The organism is Trinickia fusca (assembly GCF_003628145.1).
GTDB lineage: Bacteria > Pseudomonadota > Gammaproteobacteria > Burkholderiales > Burkholderiaceae > Trinickia > Trinickia fusca.
This window is the reverse complement of the sequence record NZ_RBZV01000006.1, coordinates 219,528-234,369: the sequence shown is the minus strand read 5'-3', so window position 1 is coordinate 234,369 and position 14,842 is coordinate 219,528. Positions and strand designations below refer to the sequence as shown.

13 protein-coding genes and 1 pseudogene are annotated in these 14,842 nt (G+C 60.4%); 8 read left to right on the top strand and 6 right to left on the bottom strand.

Features of this window, described 5'->3' with window-relative positions:
• Nucleotides 1–46: 46 nt before the first annotated feature.
• Complete coding sequence (locus D7S89_RS16570; protein ID WP_147426689.1) at nucleotides 47–1,504, bottom strand: cellulase family glycosylhydrolase; 1,458 nt, start codon at nucleotides 1,502–1,504, stop codon at nucleotides 47–49.
• 677 nt (nucleotides 1,505–2,181) lie between these two features.
• Here D7S89_RS16570 and D7S89_RS16560 point away from each other — a divergent pair.
• Entirely contained in the window at nucleotides 2,182–3,495 is a 1,314-nt protein-coding gene (locus D7S89_RS16560; protein WP_220702163.1) for an MATE family efflux transporter, read from the top strand.
• 177 nt (nucleotides 3,496–3,672) lie between these two features.
• Nucleotides 3,673–4,431 carry a DUF2071 domain-containing protein gene (locus D7S89_RS16555; protein WP_245982976.1) on the top strand — a complete coding sequence of 253 codons (759 nt, stop codon included), beginning with the start codon at nucleotides 3,673–3,675 and terminating at the stop codon, nucleotides 4,429–4,431.
• A 54-nt stretch (nucleotides 4,432–4,485) separates the two neighbouring features.
• Here the strand turns inward: D7S89_RS16555 and D7S89_RS27910 are convergent, their stop codons facing one another.
• The 3 genes and pseudogenes from D7S89_RS27910 to D7S89_RS16545 all read right to left on the bottom strand — a co-directional run bounded on the left by D7S89_RS27910 (nucleotide 4,486) and on the right by D7S89_RS16545 (nucleotide 6,332).
• Entirely contained in the window at nucleotides 4,486–5,022 is a 537-nt protein-coding gene (locus D7S89_RS27910) for a GNAT family N-acetyltransferase (RefSeq protein WP_245982986.1), read from the bottom strand.
• A gap of 30 nt (nucleotides 5,023–5,052) precedes the next feature.
• A pseudogene (locus D7S89_RS27905) lies at nucleotides 5,053–5,577 on the bottom strand (GNAT family N-acetyltransferase); the annotation flags it as partial.
• Entirely contained in the window at nucleotides 5,574–6,332 is a 759-nt protein-coding gene (locus D7S89_RS16545; protein ID WP_121278895.1) for an NUDIX hydrolase, read from the bottom strand. The pseudogene D7S89_RS27905 and the gene D7S89_RS16545, both read right to left, overlap by 4 nt.
• Nucleotides 6,333–6,428: 96 nt before the next feature.
• Between D7S89_RS16545 and D7S89_RS16540 the strand changes: the two genes are divergently transcribed.
• From D7S89_RS16540 to D7S89_RS16520, 5 genes are all read left to right on the top strand, one after another.
• On the top strand, nucleotides 6,429–7,457 hold the full coding sequence (locus D7S89_RS16540) for an SPFH domain-containing protein (protein ID WP_121278893.1): 1,029 nt from the start codon (nucleotides 6,429–6,431) through the stop codon (nucleotides 7,455–7,457).
• Nucleotides 7,454–8,386 carry a diacylglycerol kinase catalytic domain-containing protein gene (locus D7S89_RS16535; RefSeq protein WP_121278891.1) on the top strand — a complete coding sequence of 311 codons (933 nt, stop codon included), beginning with the start codon at nucleotides 7,454–7,456 and terminating at the stop codon, nucleotides 8,384–8,386. Before D7S89_RS16540 ends, D7S89_RS16535 begins: the two co-directional genes overlap by 4 nt.
• A 76-nt stretch (nucleotides 8,387–8,462) precedes the next feature.
• On the top strand, nucleotides 8,463–9,695 hold the full coding sequence (locus tag D7S89_RS16530) for an NAD(P)/FAD-dependent oxidoreductase (protein WP_121278889.1): 1,233 nt from the start codon (nucleotides 8,463–8,465) through the stop codon (nucleotides 9,693–9,695).
• Between the two features lie 212 nt (nucleotides 9,696–9,907).
• Entirely contained in the window at nucleotides 9,908–11,530 is a 1,623-nt protein-coding gene (locus D7S89_RS16525) for an L-lactate permease (RefSeq protein ID WP_121278887.1), read from the top strand.
• Between the two features lie 124 nt (nucleotides 11,531–11,654).
• Nucleotides 11,655–12,218, top strand: coding sequence for a cysteine hydrolase family protein (locus D7S89_RS16520; RefSeq protein ID WP_121278885.1), 564 nt, complete (start codon nucleotides 11,655–11,657; stop codon nucleotides 12,216–12,218).
• Between the two features lie 161 nt (nucleotides 12,219–12,379).
• On the opposite strand, the gene D7S89_RS16515 is transcribed toward D7S89_RS16520, so the two are convergent.
• Both D7S89_RS16515 and D7S89_RS16510 read right to left on the bottom strand, forming a co-directional pair.
• Complete coding sequence (locus D7S89_RS16515) at nucleotides 12,380–12,673, bottom strand: GYD domain-containing protein (protein ID WP_121278883.1); 294 nt, start codon at nucleotides 12,671–12,673, stop codon at nucleotides 12,380–12,382.
• 292 nt (nucleotides 12,674–12,965) lie between these two features.
• Nucleotides 12,966–13,910 (bottom strand): GlxA family transcriptional regulator, encoded by a 945-nt coding sequence (locus D7S89_RS16510; RefSeq protein ID WP_121278881.1) that lies wholly within the window; start codon nucleotides 13,908–13,910, stop codon nucleotides 12,966–12,968.
• Nucleotides 13,911–14,039: 129 nt separating this feature from the next.
• Here D7S89_RS16510 and D7S89_RS16505 point away from each other — a divergent pair, with 129 nt between their 5' ends.
• Nucleotides 14,040–14,837, top strand: coding sequence for an SDR family NAD(P)-dependent oxidoreductase (locus D7S89_RS16505; protein ID WP_121278879.1), 798 nt, complete (start codon nucleotides 14,040–14,042; stop codon nucleotides 14,835–14,837).
• Nucleotides 14,838–14,842 lie beyond the last annotated feature (5 nt).

The window sequence follows — 14,842 nt, the reverse complement described above, 5'->3', positions numbered from 1 at the left end:
ACATGCGTCGCCGCAAGCGAAACAGCGAATACGGCCGCCTACATCGTCAACGCGCCACTTCCCCAAACGTCACATCGTCGAACCATACCGTTCCACCATTGGCGGGCGCCGGAGCCCCAGATTCCAAATGAATCTCCAGATAGGCGGGAAGCGCATCGGCACACACGTGAGCGGAGCCTCGGCTCGGCAGAGTCACGCTAGCCGACAACTGCGTCCATCCGGGATTGCCGGCAGGCAGCGACGGTGATACGTAGCTGCCCATATAGCAGCCCGTTTGCGAGTACACCGAAAGATTCAAGCGTGCCGTACCCACAACGTTTTGACCACGAGCGAACACGGTCGCCATATAGGTATGACCCGGTACGGTCGGTACCGGTGGCGACAGGAAGAAGCCGGGCACGCCGTACTGGTTGCTCACGCCATGGCTGATGCGAGCCGACGCAGTCCCGCTGTGAGCGACGGTTTTATCGGCGGCGAAGTCAGCTTGAAAGCCGCACCCCGACGAGGGCGTAGCGCCGCACGGCTTGGACCGCAGGCGCCACAGCAACGGAAGGCCGCTACTGTCGATTTGTTCGAACCCGTTATTGAAGTCGTCCGTCAGGGCTTCGCCGCTGTTAACGCGGGTCATGAACGCGGCAGCGGGTTTCTGGCTGTAATCGGTGTGCAGCAACCCGAAATCGTATTGAGCGGGACTGGATGCGACCTGCGATGGCGGAATCGCATTTGGCATGAAGTCCACGTAGGCCCAAGGCGCGATCAACGGCAAGCTAAAAGCCTGTGCCGCATAGCTCATGGTCTTCAGTTGATAGGCCTGCATGGCTTCCGTCGCCGCGCTGTTTGCGGGCACACCGGACAGCGTTCCGCCCGTACTCCCGAAATACGTCGAGTAGCCAGTTTCTCCCACAAAGACAGGAGTGCCAGCGGCGAATGTCGTGATGTCTTGCAACTGGCTATACGCCGTTGCCGCATTGCCGTAGAGATGGACGTCGATGAAGTCCCCCTGCACGCCGGCCGTGCGCAGGTTTTGCAGGTGTTGCAAGACCGTATGTTTCGATTGCGCAGTGACCGATACCGTGACGGGAACCGAACCTGCCACGGATTTCAGGTAAGGCAGCAGTGCGCTGGCCCACAAGAGCTGTGCCGGCACGGTGGTGTCGAGTTCGTTGTGCAGATCGATGAAGGCGATGCGCGGGTCGTTGCGGTACGGGCCGACAACGGTATCGATCCAGGTCTTGCTGTCCTTGATGTCCGAAAAATTACCAAACCAGTCGAACAGCCCTAACTGGACTTTCAACCCTTGCTGATCGGCCAGCGCGATTACCGTCGCGAGCTTCTGCATCGCGCTCGCCGAGGGGGCAGGGAGCCCGAACATGCCCCCTACCAGATTGATCCGCACCGTATTGAACTTCATTGCGGCGATGCGGGCGAAGTCCTTCTGGATGGTCGCCGCATCCCATTCGGTCCACATATATGTCCACGCGTGGGCCGAGGGAAAGTAGTTCATCAAGCGTACTTGCTGGATCGGCAACGGGGATTCGGCGGCAGATACCGCTGTGGTTGCCGCTGCGCTGAAGAGGGTGAGTACGGCGGCAGCGAGCAACTTCGTGGCGCGCTGCCGATCGGTCTGGCGAGGAGGGAGTGAAAGGTGCACGTTAGCCTTAGCGGAACATGGGTAAAGTTTGAGCGGCAGAAGACGGACGCGGCGTATCGTCGGTCAGGTCGAGCGCGGCCATTGTTTCATGCCAGGCAGCAGCAGAGTCACGATGAATCCGTAGGAAGCCTGGCAAAAATGGTATGCGCTATACGAATCCCATGATTGTGTTTTATCCACCATTCGATCCATATATCAAGACTTCTGCAAAGATTGCGATTGCAATTTATTCAAGCCAATTCGTATAATCGACGGGATATTGAATTCCTCCTATGCTGGCGAGCGCGGGCCGCATGATGGCGGCGTACAAATCTCGGCACGCTCGGCGTTCTCTGCCGCGTTTCCCGGCAATCCATTGCGCAGATTCACCGTCCCGTTGCGTGGCCAGGAACAGCACTGTTTCTAACGGTGCGTCCAGGCTCTTGCCGTATATTTCAAATCGCTCGACGAGCAAGCGACATCATTCCAGGCGATAAAGGACTTGTATGAAAGACCTGACCCAGGGCTCCATCGTTCGGCACATTGTGACCATGGCGATCCCAATTGCAATAGGGATGATTTTCCAGGCGCTTTATTACGTGGTCGACCTGTATTTTGTCGGCAAGCTGGGCAAGGCAGCTCTTGCTGGCGTCGGCGCGGCGGGCAATGGAACCTTTCTCGTGCTCGCGCTCACGCAGGTGCTGGGTGTCGGCAACGTCGCGCTGATCTCGCAGGCAGCCGGCCGCAAAGACCGTGACGAAGCCAATCTGGTGTTCAACCAGTCGCTGACGCTTGCGACCGTGGCCGGTCTCGCTGTGCTGATCCTCGGCTATGCGCTGACTACCGTCTATCTGCGCTCGATCGCAGCCGACGCAGCCATCGTCGATGCCGGTCGCACCTATCTCTATTGGTACATGCCGGGGCTCGCACTACAGTTCGCGCTGGCCGCGATGGGCTCCACGCTGCGTGGTACCGGCATCGTGCAGCCGACCTTGACCGTGCAACTGCTGAGCATCGTGCTGAACGCGATCCTCGCGCCGATCCTGATTGCCGGCTGGTTCACGCACCGGCCGATGGGCGTTGCGGGCGCGGGCTTGGCGAGTACGCTGGCGACTGCCTTCGCGGTGCTTGCACTGTGGGGGTATTTTCATAAGCTCGAGCGCTATGTCGGCGTCAAGCGCGAGTTGCTCGCGCCACGCCTGCGCGAGTGGGGCCGGATGCTCGCGATCGGCTTGCCGGCAGGCGGCGAGTACGCGCTGATGTTCGTTTTCGCCGTGATCGGATACTGGGCGATCCGCGATTTCGGTCCGGCCGCGCAAGCGGGCTACGGCACGGGCTCACGCATCATACAAGGATTGATTCTGCCCGGCATGGCGATCGCCTTCGCGACGGGGCCGATCATCGGCCAGAATTTCGGTGCGGGGCGCGCGGATCGCGTGCGCGATACGTTCCGCAGCGCAGTGCTGCTCATCAGCCTCGTCATGGCGCCGCTTTCGGTGATCGTCTATACATCCGCAAGCTCGTTGATCGGCGGCTTCGCAAAGGATGCCGACGTCGTCGCGCAAGGCTCGGTATTCCTGCGAGTCGTCGCCTGGAATTTCGTCGCGCAGGGCGTGATCTTCACCTGCTCGAGCGTGTTCCAGGGGCTCGGCAATACGCGGCCATCCCTTCTCAGCTCGTCGGTGCGGCTGTTGATCTTCGCATTGCCGACTATCTGGATCGCCACGCATCACACGTTTCGGATCGAGCTGATTTGGCATTTGTCGGTTGCGAGCGTATTCATCCAGGCATGCGTCAGCTTGCTGCTGCTGCGGCAGCAGTTCGACAGGCGCCTCGTGGTGGCCGCTGCATCCGCCGCGGCATGAGGGTAATGAGGCGGCCATGCTGCGCGCAAGCTAGCCGCCTCAGAAAAGATTGCAAACGAAAAGAATCACCGCATGGGCAACGAGAATAAATTTGTCTATCCGGCAACGGGCCTGCGTGGCGCGGCGGCTAACGCTCTGGTCAATTGCCGACCATTGCTCCGCACACGCCGAGCGTTATTGTCCCGGTTGCCGTTTCTGGAACTCGCCAGTGACGTCGTGAACGTCGTCTACTGCACGTGGGTGGTCGACGTGGCGAACGTTGCCCATCTGGTGCCGCCTGGCGTCGCGTTGTCGCAGCGAGAAGGCAAGGCGCTGTTCACCATCCTGACCTACGCGCACCGCCATTTCGGCCCGCGCATCGCAGGTCCGCTCCGCCGTCTGTTTCCGTCTCCGTTGCAGAGCAACTGGCGGCTTTACGTCGACACGTTCCCAGGTGGTACTGGCTCCAGCTCCAGCTCCACGGTTCTGTTCGTCAAGAACGTCTTCGATCATCCGCTGTACGCCATCGGCACCCGTCTGTTTAGCGACGCCTTGCCTTCGCACCTGGCGCAGCGTTTCGAGCACACAGTGAGCGAGGGAAGATTTCACACGATCCTGTCGGGCGGGGGAGGCAGTGCGCCGGACTTCCGGTGCGATACCGTGTCGGCGATCGAGCGGGCGTTGCCGACGTCGCTTAAGCCGTTTTTCGATTCGTGGCGCAGCGCGGTGACCTTTCTGTGCCTGCAGCATGGCGCCATCGCCTATGTCGAGGATGGCGCACGTCTCGCGCACGCACGCATCGATTTGCCGATCGACATCGATACTGTGCAGGCGCTCGAGCCGGTCGGCAGTCTTGTAGGCGGGGATTTTCTCGAGCGCATCGGCGCCGTCGATCAACCCTTTTGCTTCGTCGTTCCCAAGGTCGCCTTTCGCGTGTTGTCGGAGCGATTGATCTAGCGTCATCGTTGGAAGTCCTTGGACGGCGTCTTCCAACGTCTGGTCACGGCGATCCTATGCCCGTTTCTTGCCTTCGCGTTGCAATTGGCGTGGTATTTGATAAATGACGGATTTGTATTTCGGTGTCTCGCGCTGCTCGACTACGACACCACCAAGAGACTCCGCAATACGTCGGCTCGGGTAGTTCTCTTCGGCAACGGGATAGGTGAAGCGCTCAATGTTCTGTTCACCGCTTGCCCACCTTGCTACGAGACCGACCGCCTCACGGCCAAGGCCTTCACGGTGGCGATCTTCGCGAATCCAAATGCCCAATTCCGCACTTGCATCCTTGACCTGATGGAGTCCGGCCAATCCAAGGAACACCCCGCTATCACGCTGACGGACCGCGAATACGAAGTCCGTCCCTTCGGCTATCGCCGGTAACCACGCCTGCCAGATGCGATCGAAGCTTTCTCTGTCCGGCGGCGGCTCCCACGCCATAAACCGAGTAAGTGAAAGCGTGATGCAGGAAAACGTTGCGTCGGCATCACTTGCGGAGAAGGGTTTAATGGAAAGTCGATCCGACTCGATATGGATCTCGCCCGGAGACAGCGGGAGCGAATAGTGATATTCATCGCTGATCGAGCCTTTGAACTCGTCCGCGTTCTTCACATGCCTCGTGAAAACGAAGCCGAGGGACTCGACCAGCCGAATCGACGCAACATTTCGGGTGTCGATCTCCGCATTGAATTTTGCTATGCCGTAGGCGTCGCGAAGCGCCGGCAGAAGCCTACGTAAAGCTTCGCTAGCGTAGCCTTGTTGGCGACTGGCTGAAAATACGAAGTAGGCTATCCAAGCCTCCTTCGAAGTCAGGTTGACCGTCGCTTGAACATACCCGTGTGCTTTACCGTCGAGACCGATTAGTGCCCAGTTCAACCAAGCCTCGGTGCCATCAGGAGAGCGGCGGCTTTCAAGCCTGCGGTATCGGGCGTCTACCTCCTCTACGGTGGCAGGTGGCTCTTGTGGAATGTAACGATATCCAACGGGGTCGCTTAGCCCAGCAAACATCGCTGGTGCGTGGCGCGCGACAAGGGGTTCGAGTCTGAGACGTGTCGTCGACAAAACCGAGGAATCGAAAGCTATCGTGCTCAAAGATTTACGCCTCATTCATTGGTGTTTGGCGCGCGCGGACTGAAAGTCCGAGGAAATATGACGGGCGTGTGCCGATCGGCAAGACGATAGCCCATCGCAGGTCGATTCGATTCCCCCGCGGCATAACCTGCTTCCTTCAGGAAGCCTGCGGCGAGCATTCGCGTACGGAAGCCACTTTTGTCCACCGGCCGCCCGAGCACGACCTCATACATACGCTGCAACTGCGGCAGCGTAAAGGGCTCCGACAGTAAAAACGCCGGCAGCGACGTGTACTCGACCTTGCTGCGCAGCCGCTCGACCGCAGTTTGCAGGATGTCGTCGTGGTCGAATGCGAGCCCGCTTTTCTGCGTCACTTCATCGACGTCGAACCATGCCACGTTGGCGGCATTCGCGCCTTTGGCCAACATGACATCCTGACCCGGGATCAGCGCGAAATAGACGTGGGTCGCCGACCATCCGCGCGGATCGCGCGTCGCGCTGCCCCAGCTGCCCAACTGCTCCAGGTAGGGACTCGCCACGGCGGTCTTCTCGACCAGCTTTCGGCGCGCGCAATCCTCGAGGCTCGCGTCGAGCGCCACGTCGACAAAACCGCCCGGCAACGCCCAGCGGCCGGGGAAGGGCTCGTCGGCACCGTCCGGTCGCTGCACGAGCAGAACCTGCAGCGCCTGATCGAGCACCGTGAAGATCACGACATCGACGGTCGTGTACGGAAGGGGAAATTCAGGGCTGCGACGGGCGCGGCGCCCCGGCTGAGCCGATCGGTCTGTCATGGCGGATCAGAAAAACTTGACGACCGTCATTCTAGGTTGTACTGTGCAACCCATACAAGTTGTACAGTACAACTTAAACTCAAAGAGGAGCCCATCATGTTCGGGATTCGATTCATCAAGTCTCAGCCGACCGTCCACCTGATGCAGTTCCGTGCGGGCAAGGTCGTCCGCGAGGGAGCTGGCCTGTCGTTCTTCTATTACGGTCCCACGACGACATTGGTCGCGGTTCCCGTGGCTAGCCAGGATCGTCCGTTCATTCTGGAGCTGGTCACCGCGGATTTTCAGAGCGTGACCGTGCAGGGGCAGGTGACCTATCGCATCAGCGATCCGCACCGGACGGCCGCCATGATGGATTTCTCGCTTGCGAAGGATGGCCGAACGCACGTTTCGGAAGACCCGAAGCGGTTGGGGGAACGCGTGGCGATGCAGGTCGAGGTGATCGTGCAACAGACTGTGCAGGCGCTCGAGCTGAAGGAGGCGCTGCGCGCTTCGGCGTCGATTGCGCGTACCGCGCAGGCCGAGCTGGCCAGTCAGCCTGAAATGGCAGCGCTGGGCCTGGAGATACTCGGCGTCTCGGTGATGGCGGTGAAGCCGACGCCGGACATCGCCCGGGCGCTCGAGGCCGAAGCGCGCGAGTCCAATCTCAAGGCGGCTGACGATGCCGTTTATCTGCGGCGCATGTCGGCGGTCGAGAACGAGCGCGCCATTCGCCAGAACGAGCTGGACACGGATATCGCGGTCGAGCAGAAGAAGCGGCAGATCCGCGAGACGCAGATGGAGGCCAAGGCCACCTTGATGCGCAAGGAAAACGAGCTGCGTGATGAGCAGATGGCGAGCGATATCGAGCTCGAGGAGAAGCGTAAGGCGTTCGTGGCCGGGCAGGCGCACAACAGCCGTACCCTCGCCGAAGCTGAAGCGCACAGAGTCGCTGCCGTGATGCAGGCGCTCGAGAAGGCCGACCCGCGGATCGTCAACGCCTTGGCCGCGGCCGGCATGCAGCCGGGGCAGCTGATCGCCCAAGCCTTTGGCGGCATCGCGGAGCGGGCGGAGCGCATCGGTCAATTGAATGTGTCGCCTGACCTGCTGCAGGGCCTCATGAGTGCAGGGGGGAGGACGGCATCATGAGTGCCGACGCTCGCAAGGTCGTGCTGATCACGCGCCGCACGCGACTCGAGGAACTGATCAGCCGGCATCACACGTTGGCCCAGGCGAAGTTCTACATCGAGCACCTTGGAGCCGATTTCTCCGACTACCTCGCCGAAAACGCTGCTTACGCAAGCAGCCTGGAACTCGCCGTGCGCGCCCTTCAAGGCTGGGGGCGCTACCAGATGGTCGATCGCGGTTACCTGCCGAATTTCATCTTTGCGCCCGATGACATCGTCGTGGCGTTGGGACAGGACGGACTGGTCGCGAACTCGATGAAATACCTCGACGGCCAGCCGCTGATCGGTCTGAACCCGGAGCCCCGCAGGTGGGACGGCGTTCTGTTGCCGTTCGAGCCTGAAGCGCTTGGGGCGGTGCTCGCAGACGTCGCGCAAGATCGCCGACCGACGAAAGCGGTCACGATGGCGGAAGCCCGGCTGTCGGATGGGCAGGTGCTGCGTGCCGTGAACGATCTGTTCATCGGGCCGCGGACGCATTCCTCGGCGCTCTACGATATCGAGCTCGGTGAGCGGCGCGAATCTCAGTCGTCGTCCGGCATCATCGTCTCCACGGGGCTTGGGTCGACGGCTTGGCTCAAGAGCGTGGTGACGGGTTCGATCGGTGTGGTGTGTGCCATGCAGGGGAGGGATGAGGATTTCAAATACGAGGCTCAGCCGTGGGACAGTGGCCAACTGACGTTCGCGGTACGAGAGCCTTTTCCAAGCCGCGCCTCGAAGACGGAGCTGATATTTGGCAAGGTCAGCGCAGGGCAACCCCTGCGGCTACGCTCGCGCATGCCCGAAAACGGCGTGATCTTTTCCGATGGCATGGAAGCCGACTATCTCCGGTTTACAGCGGGGATGGAAGCGACGGTGACCGTTGCTGCGACACAGGGGTGTTTGGTCGTGTAGGCATGCTACGTGCATCCCGGGTGGGGGCATAATGAGCGTCGACGCCGGTGCCGGCGCAATACGGGGCATAGAGGCAATGAAATTCGACGTTATCGTGCTTGGTGGTGGCATTGTCGGTGTGTGTGTCGCGAGCCATTTGCAGCGACGGGGTCGGGCAGTTGCGCTGGTGGATTTGAAGGCGCCGGGCAATGAAACGTCCTTCGGCAATGCCGGGCTGATTCAACGCGAAGGCGTCTATCCCTATGCTTTCCCACGCGGCTTCGGAGAGTTGTTGCGCTACGCGCGCAATACGTCGCTCGACGTTCGCTATCACGCGAATGCGATGCTCGAGCTTGCCCCGTTTCTATGGAAATACTGGCGCAATTCGCACCCCGCGCGGCACGCTGCTATTGCGCGTTCCTATGCGACGTTGATCGAACACTGCGTGACCGAACATCGGGCGTTGGCGCTCGCAGCCAATGCGAGCAATCTATTGCGCGCGAGCGGCTGGATCAGGGTCTATAGAACCGGCCCCAAGCTGGACGAGGCGGTGAGACTCGCCGAGCAATGGCGCCGGGAGTTCGGTGTCGAATTCGATGCGCTCGATCACGAGCGTTTGCGGGCGGCCGAACCGGATCTCGAGCCATCGTTGCTTGGGGCAGTGCGGTATAGCGGAGCGGAGTCGGTGAGCGATCCAGGGGCGCTCGTTACCGCGTATGCCGGGTACTTCGAACGACTTGGCGGACGGATTTTCGTCGGCGATGCGACCAAACTGCAGCAGGGGTGGAGCGTCGAGACACAAGAAGGGCGGATAGAAGCGGCCACGGTTGTCGTCGCGATGGGACCGTGGTCGGATCGGCTCACTTCGCGGCTGGGATATCGACTACCGCTCGCCGTCAAGCGGGGCTATCACATGCACTACGAGGCGAAATCGCAAGCACGCTTGAACCACCCGGTGCTCGACGCCGAAAAGGGCTACTTGATTGCACCTATGGCTCGCGGTATTCGGCTCACAACGGGCGTCGAGCTCGCACATTGCGATGCGCCCAAGACGCCCGTGCAATTGAATGCCGTCGAACCCATTGCTCGGCAGCTCTTTCCGCTCGGCGCGCGGCTCGATAGCGAGCCCTGGATGGGGCGGCGTCCGTGTACGCCCGACATGCTTCCGATTATCGGTCCGGCAATGCGTCACCAGGGTTTGTGGTTTGCATTCGGACATGCGCATCATGGATTGACGCTGGGTGCCGTGACAGGGCGATTGGTGGCCGAGATGATCACGGGGGAAGAGACCGTTGTCGATCCTTCTCCGTTTCGAGTTGATCGGTTTTGAGCTTAAGCTTTCAGCACAAGCTGTTCGTTCCCGCGGCTGGATTCGATCAGCCTGGAATGATGGTCACGTTTGGCCAGCACTCGAGTCAGGCGTTTCGGTAACAAAGCTCGCTCGCGAACGCGGCCTTGGCGAGATTTTTTCTCCTATACTGAAAGATACATCACAGTGTGATGATGTGCTCCTCGCGTTGAATAATCAGAGGGAGTCCGATCATGTTCCAGCAGGTCCTCAATCCCACAGGCAACCTCTTCGCTTCCTGGTTGCTGGCGCTTTTGCCGGTGGTCGTTCTCCTCGTCCTCCTCGCCGTCTTCAAGCTTTCCGCTTGGCTCTCCGTGCTGATCGGGGCAATCGTCACCTTCATCCTTGCGGCCGTCGTCTGGACCATGCCGGTAGGCACCGGAATACGGGCTTTTCTGTATGGCTCGCTGACGGGCATCTGGGCGGTCGACTGGATTACATTCTGGGGGGTGATGCTATTCAATTCGCTGACGCTCACCGGCGTGTTCGATCAATTTCGGCGGTGGCTCACCGCTCAGGGCACCGCCGACGTCAGGGTGCAGACGATCATGTTCGCCTGGGCTTTCGGCGCGTTGCTCGAAGGGCTCGTCGGATTCGGCTATCCGTGGGCGTTCGTGGCGCCGATCCTCATCGCGCTCGGCATCCCCGATCTCGACGCGATTCGCGTGGCGGCGATCGCCAATAACGCACCCGTTTCCTATGGGGCGCTAGGCGTGCCGATCATCGCGCTGGCGGCTGTGACGGGTCTGCCGGTACTCGCGCTTTCCGCCTCGGTCGCGCATGTCGTGGCGGTGCTGGCGCTACTCCCGCCCTGGGTATTGATCTATCTGGTATCGGGGCGAGCCGGACTCAAGGACGGATGGCCCCTAGCGGTGGTCGGCTCGCTCGGCTACATCGTCGGACAATATCCGGTTGCCGTGTACCTCGGCCCGTATCTGCCGGATGTCACCGGCTCTATCGTTTGCTTTGCCGCACTGCTCGTACTGCTGAAATTCTGGCGACCTAAACGCATGCTGGGCTATGGCGGTGCACCGATCGAGGAAGCCGCCCAAGTCGGTAACGCGTCGCACGGGCTTTCAAGGGCGGAGGTCATTCGCGCCTGGCTGCCCTTTATCGTGCTGATCGTCGTGGTCGTGCTGTGGACCGGCCCATGGTCGCCGCTGCCGAAGATAGCCTGGCTCAAGCTGGCGGTAGCGGCCGGATCGTCGATTCACAAAGGCTCTGAAGTGAGCGCCGTCTTTTCCTTCGCGCCTTTCATCGGCGGCACGGCGATCTTCGTCTCCTGGCTCATCACCGTGCTCGTGATCGGCATGAAACCCGCGCAGTACGCCGAGGCTTTCCGTCGCACCTGGCATCAGATGTGGGGCGCCTTCCTCGTCGGGATCTTCATCTTCGGCCTCGCGTACGTCTTCAATTTCTCGGGCATGGCGGCTTCGCTCGCCGAGGGATTCTCGAAGATCGGGGTCGCCTTCGTCATCGTCGCGCCGATTCTCGGCTGGATCGGTGTCGCCCTTTCCGGCAGCAATACGTCGACCAATGCCATGTTCGGCTTTTTCCAGGTCACGGTCGGGCGACTGCTCGGCTTCCCGACTCTGCTGTTGCCGACGCTCAATTCGGTAGGTGCCGAGGTAGGAAAGCCCGTCGCGCCGCAAACGGCGAGCGTGGGCGTCTCGACGAGCCGCTTTGTGCGCAACGAAGGCGAGGTGATTCGTCACAACATGGGATGGACGTTTATCCTGCTCGCCTACTTGATCATCATCGGGGTGGGTTTCTATCTTCTTGCGCCCGGTACGATGATGCTGGCGGGGGGAGGCTAGGCGCGTCGCATGAAGTATTATTTCGCGGCAGGGAAGCGTCGTTTGGGCAATAGCGTGTTTCGCTGCGTTCGACGTTCTCAGGCCGTGAATATGAACTGCGTGTCGACCTAAAGGGGAAGTGTGAATGGAGGCAATCGAGCCGGCGCAAACGGCGCTTGTCGTCATGCATTATCAGACCGATATTCTCGGACTCTTTCCATCGGTCGCGCCGACCCTGCTCGCCAATACGCGCAAACTATGCGACGCAGCGCGGGCCAAAGGTGTTCGCGTCTATTTCGCCAACCTCCGATTCAGTCCCGGCTATCTGGAAGTCAGCCCATTGAACAAAAATGGGCAGGGAATCAAGCAACTTGGTCTCTTCGTCGAAGATCGAGTCTCGCCGGAGTTAGGCCAGCAGGCCAATGAACCGCTGATCATCGCGCATCGCGCCAGTGTGTTCTTTGGCACCGATCTCGAGGCACGACTTACCGCACAAGGTGTCGATTCGCTGATTATGGTCGGCATTGCGTCGACCGGTGTCGTGCTGTCGTCGGTTGCGTATGCCAGCGACGCGGACTTCCGCTTGTACACGGTCAAGGATTGCTGCTACGACCCGGATCAGGTGGTACACGAACATCTGTTCTCTACCGCGTTCGATTCGCGCACAACCGTGCTGTCGCTCGCGGATGCCTTGCTGCTGCTCGCCTAGATGTTCGACGTCTGCTCTAAATTTTGCACATTGGGGTTCCCCCGCCTCGATCGATCGGAAGGTGTAACGGAAGTGCAGCCCGAGGCGAGGGGCGCAACGTTTGGATCGAATTGAACTGCTATGTCGCGCCCGAGAGGGTAAAGGTGATGGGTTGCCTACTTTTATTGAAGTTTGCCGAGAAGAGCGGCAAATTCATCTTTCCTGAATGCACGGAGTGTCTCCGTACGGATGTTCCCTTCGGACCCGAGCGCGAGACCAAATGACATGAAACTTTGCTCGTCCGAAGCCTCCACTATCGTGACGATGTCATAGCCACCCAATGTCCAGTAAACTTCCTTCATTTCACAGCCGAAAGATTTGGCCATCTCCGCTGCCTGGGTAGCCCGCTGCGCACTGTTTTTTACGGCGCGGATACCCTGGTCAGTGAATTTCGCAAGAACCACATACGTCGCCATGCTGATTCCCCTTACGAACACCTAGAATCGGGATTAGGGCATGCAGGCTCGACCGTCACACTGCTGCGATTGTGCTGATCGCAAGCGCTGCATGTAAGCTGATTCTAGACGATGGAGCATAATGCAAGCGTCATGTGCGGCCGGTATGGGTCAACCAGTAGAGGTCGCCTTCCGCTCGAAGAAGCTGCAGATAGTGAGCGTTGAGTTCTTCGAAGAAGGAGCGAGCGCGGTTCATGAGAGGGGCAATGGGGGGAGTCGAGAGATGCTAGTCAAAACGCAAGTCGCCGAAAGTCTAATCCATACGCGCGTCGCGCCGTACCGCCTGGGGCGGAAGGCCAAACCCGCGCACGAAGGCTTCGCGCAGGTGTCGGCGATCGCGAAAGCCCGTTTCTCTAGCGATGACATCAAGCGGATGCCGGCTCTGTTCGATCATCAGCCGCGCCGCCTCCAATCGTAATTTTTCGATGGCTTTGGCCGGAGACTGTCCCGTTTCGAGCGTGAACACGCGGCTGAACTGGCGTGGACTCAGGTGAACGGTTTCGGCCAACTCCTCGACCGTCAGCGAGCGGCTCAGATTCTGGCGCGCATAGTTCAGCGCATTCTGGATGCGATCTGACTTCGGGGCGAGGTCCAGCATTTCGGAGTGTTGCGACTGGCCGCCCGCCCGGCGCTGATGCATGACCAGCTTGTGCGCCACTGAACGGGCGATTTCCGCTCCCAGATCCTTTTCCACCATCGCGAGCGCCAGATCGAGGCCCGCTGTCATGCCAGCGGACGTCCAGACCGGACCGTCGACGATATAAATGCGGTCTTCTTCGACGCGGATGTCGGGAAAGCGCTTCTGCATTTCGCGGCCATACGCCCAATGCGTCGTAGCGCGCCGTTCGGCCAGCAAGCCCGCTTCCGCGAGCACGAATGCGCCAGTGCAGATCCCGGCGATGCGTCTCGCGCGACTGCCCCCCTTGCGCAAGAAAGCAAGGATCTTTTCAGGCGGTGGCGAACTGAGCGGATCATTGACCCCGGCGACGATCCAAGTGTCCACGTCGATCTTTCCACGCAGCGACCGCGTGCCCACCGCCACGCCGAGCGATGAGCGCACCTCGCCGCCGGCTACCGAAAAATTCTCCAGCGTATAGAACGCCTCGCCGGCCGTCATGTTCGCGTACTCGAACACGGACTGCGGTGCGAGCGCCATGATCTGAAAACCATCGCTGAGCAGAAAGCCGATCCGGTGCATGTCCGTTCTCCGAGCAAGGCCATCGAGCCATGTCCTGAATCATACCCATATACGTCATTTCCGTCGCGCCAAAGTGAAGCCAGAATGGACTCACGCATTCATCAACGACCTTCGAAACGGAGCGACATCATGGCACAAGCACATCAAGGTACGGCCCTTATTACCGGCGCATCGTCGGGTATCGGCGCGATCTACGCCGACCGGCTGGCACGCCGCGGCTACGACCTGATTCTGGTCGCACGCAATCGCGACCGGTTGATCTCCCTTGCCGACCGCATTACGAACGAGACGCGCCGGAGCGTCGAAATCGTCGACGCGGACCTCAACGACCGCGCGGCACTTGCCGGCGTCGAAACGAAATTGAAACAGGACGCAAGCATCACGCTGCTGGTCAACAACGCGGGCGTGGGGACGCATACGCCGCTGCTCGACAGCGACGTCGACGCGATGACGCGCTTGATCGACCTGAACGTTACCGCGCTCACCCGCCTGACGTATGCGGCAGTCCCGGGCTTCGTGGCGCGCGGCAAGGGGGCGGTCATCAATATATCGTCCATCGTCGCGATCTCGCCGGAGACACTCAACGGCGTCTACGGCGGCAGCAAGGCCTTTGTGCTCGCCTTCAGCCAGTCACTGCACCACGAGCTCGCCGACAAGGGCGTGCAGGTGCAAGCCGTATTGCCCGGTGCAACGGCTACCGATTTCTGGCAGACCGGGGGTCTCCCGATCGAGCATTTGCCTAAGGAAATCGTCATGTCCGCCGCTGACATGGTCGACGCGGCGTTGATCGGCTTCGACCGTCGCGAACTCGTGACGATTCCGTCATTGCACGCGGGCGAAGAGTGGGAAGCCTATGAAGCCGCTCGGCGCACGATGTCGACGCACCTGTCGAGCGATGTTCCTGCACCGCGATACGCGACGGCCTGATAAGT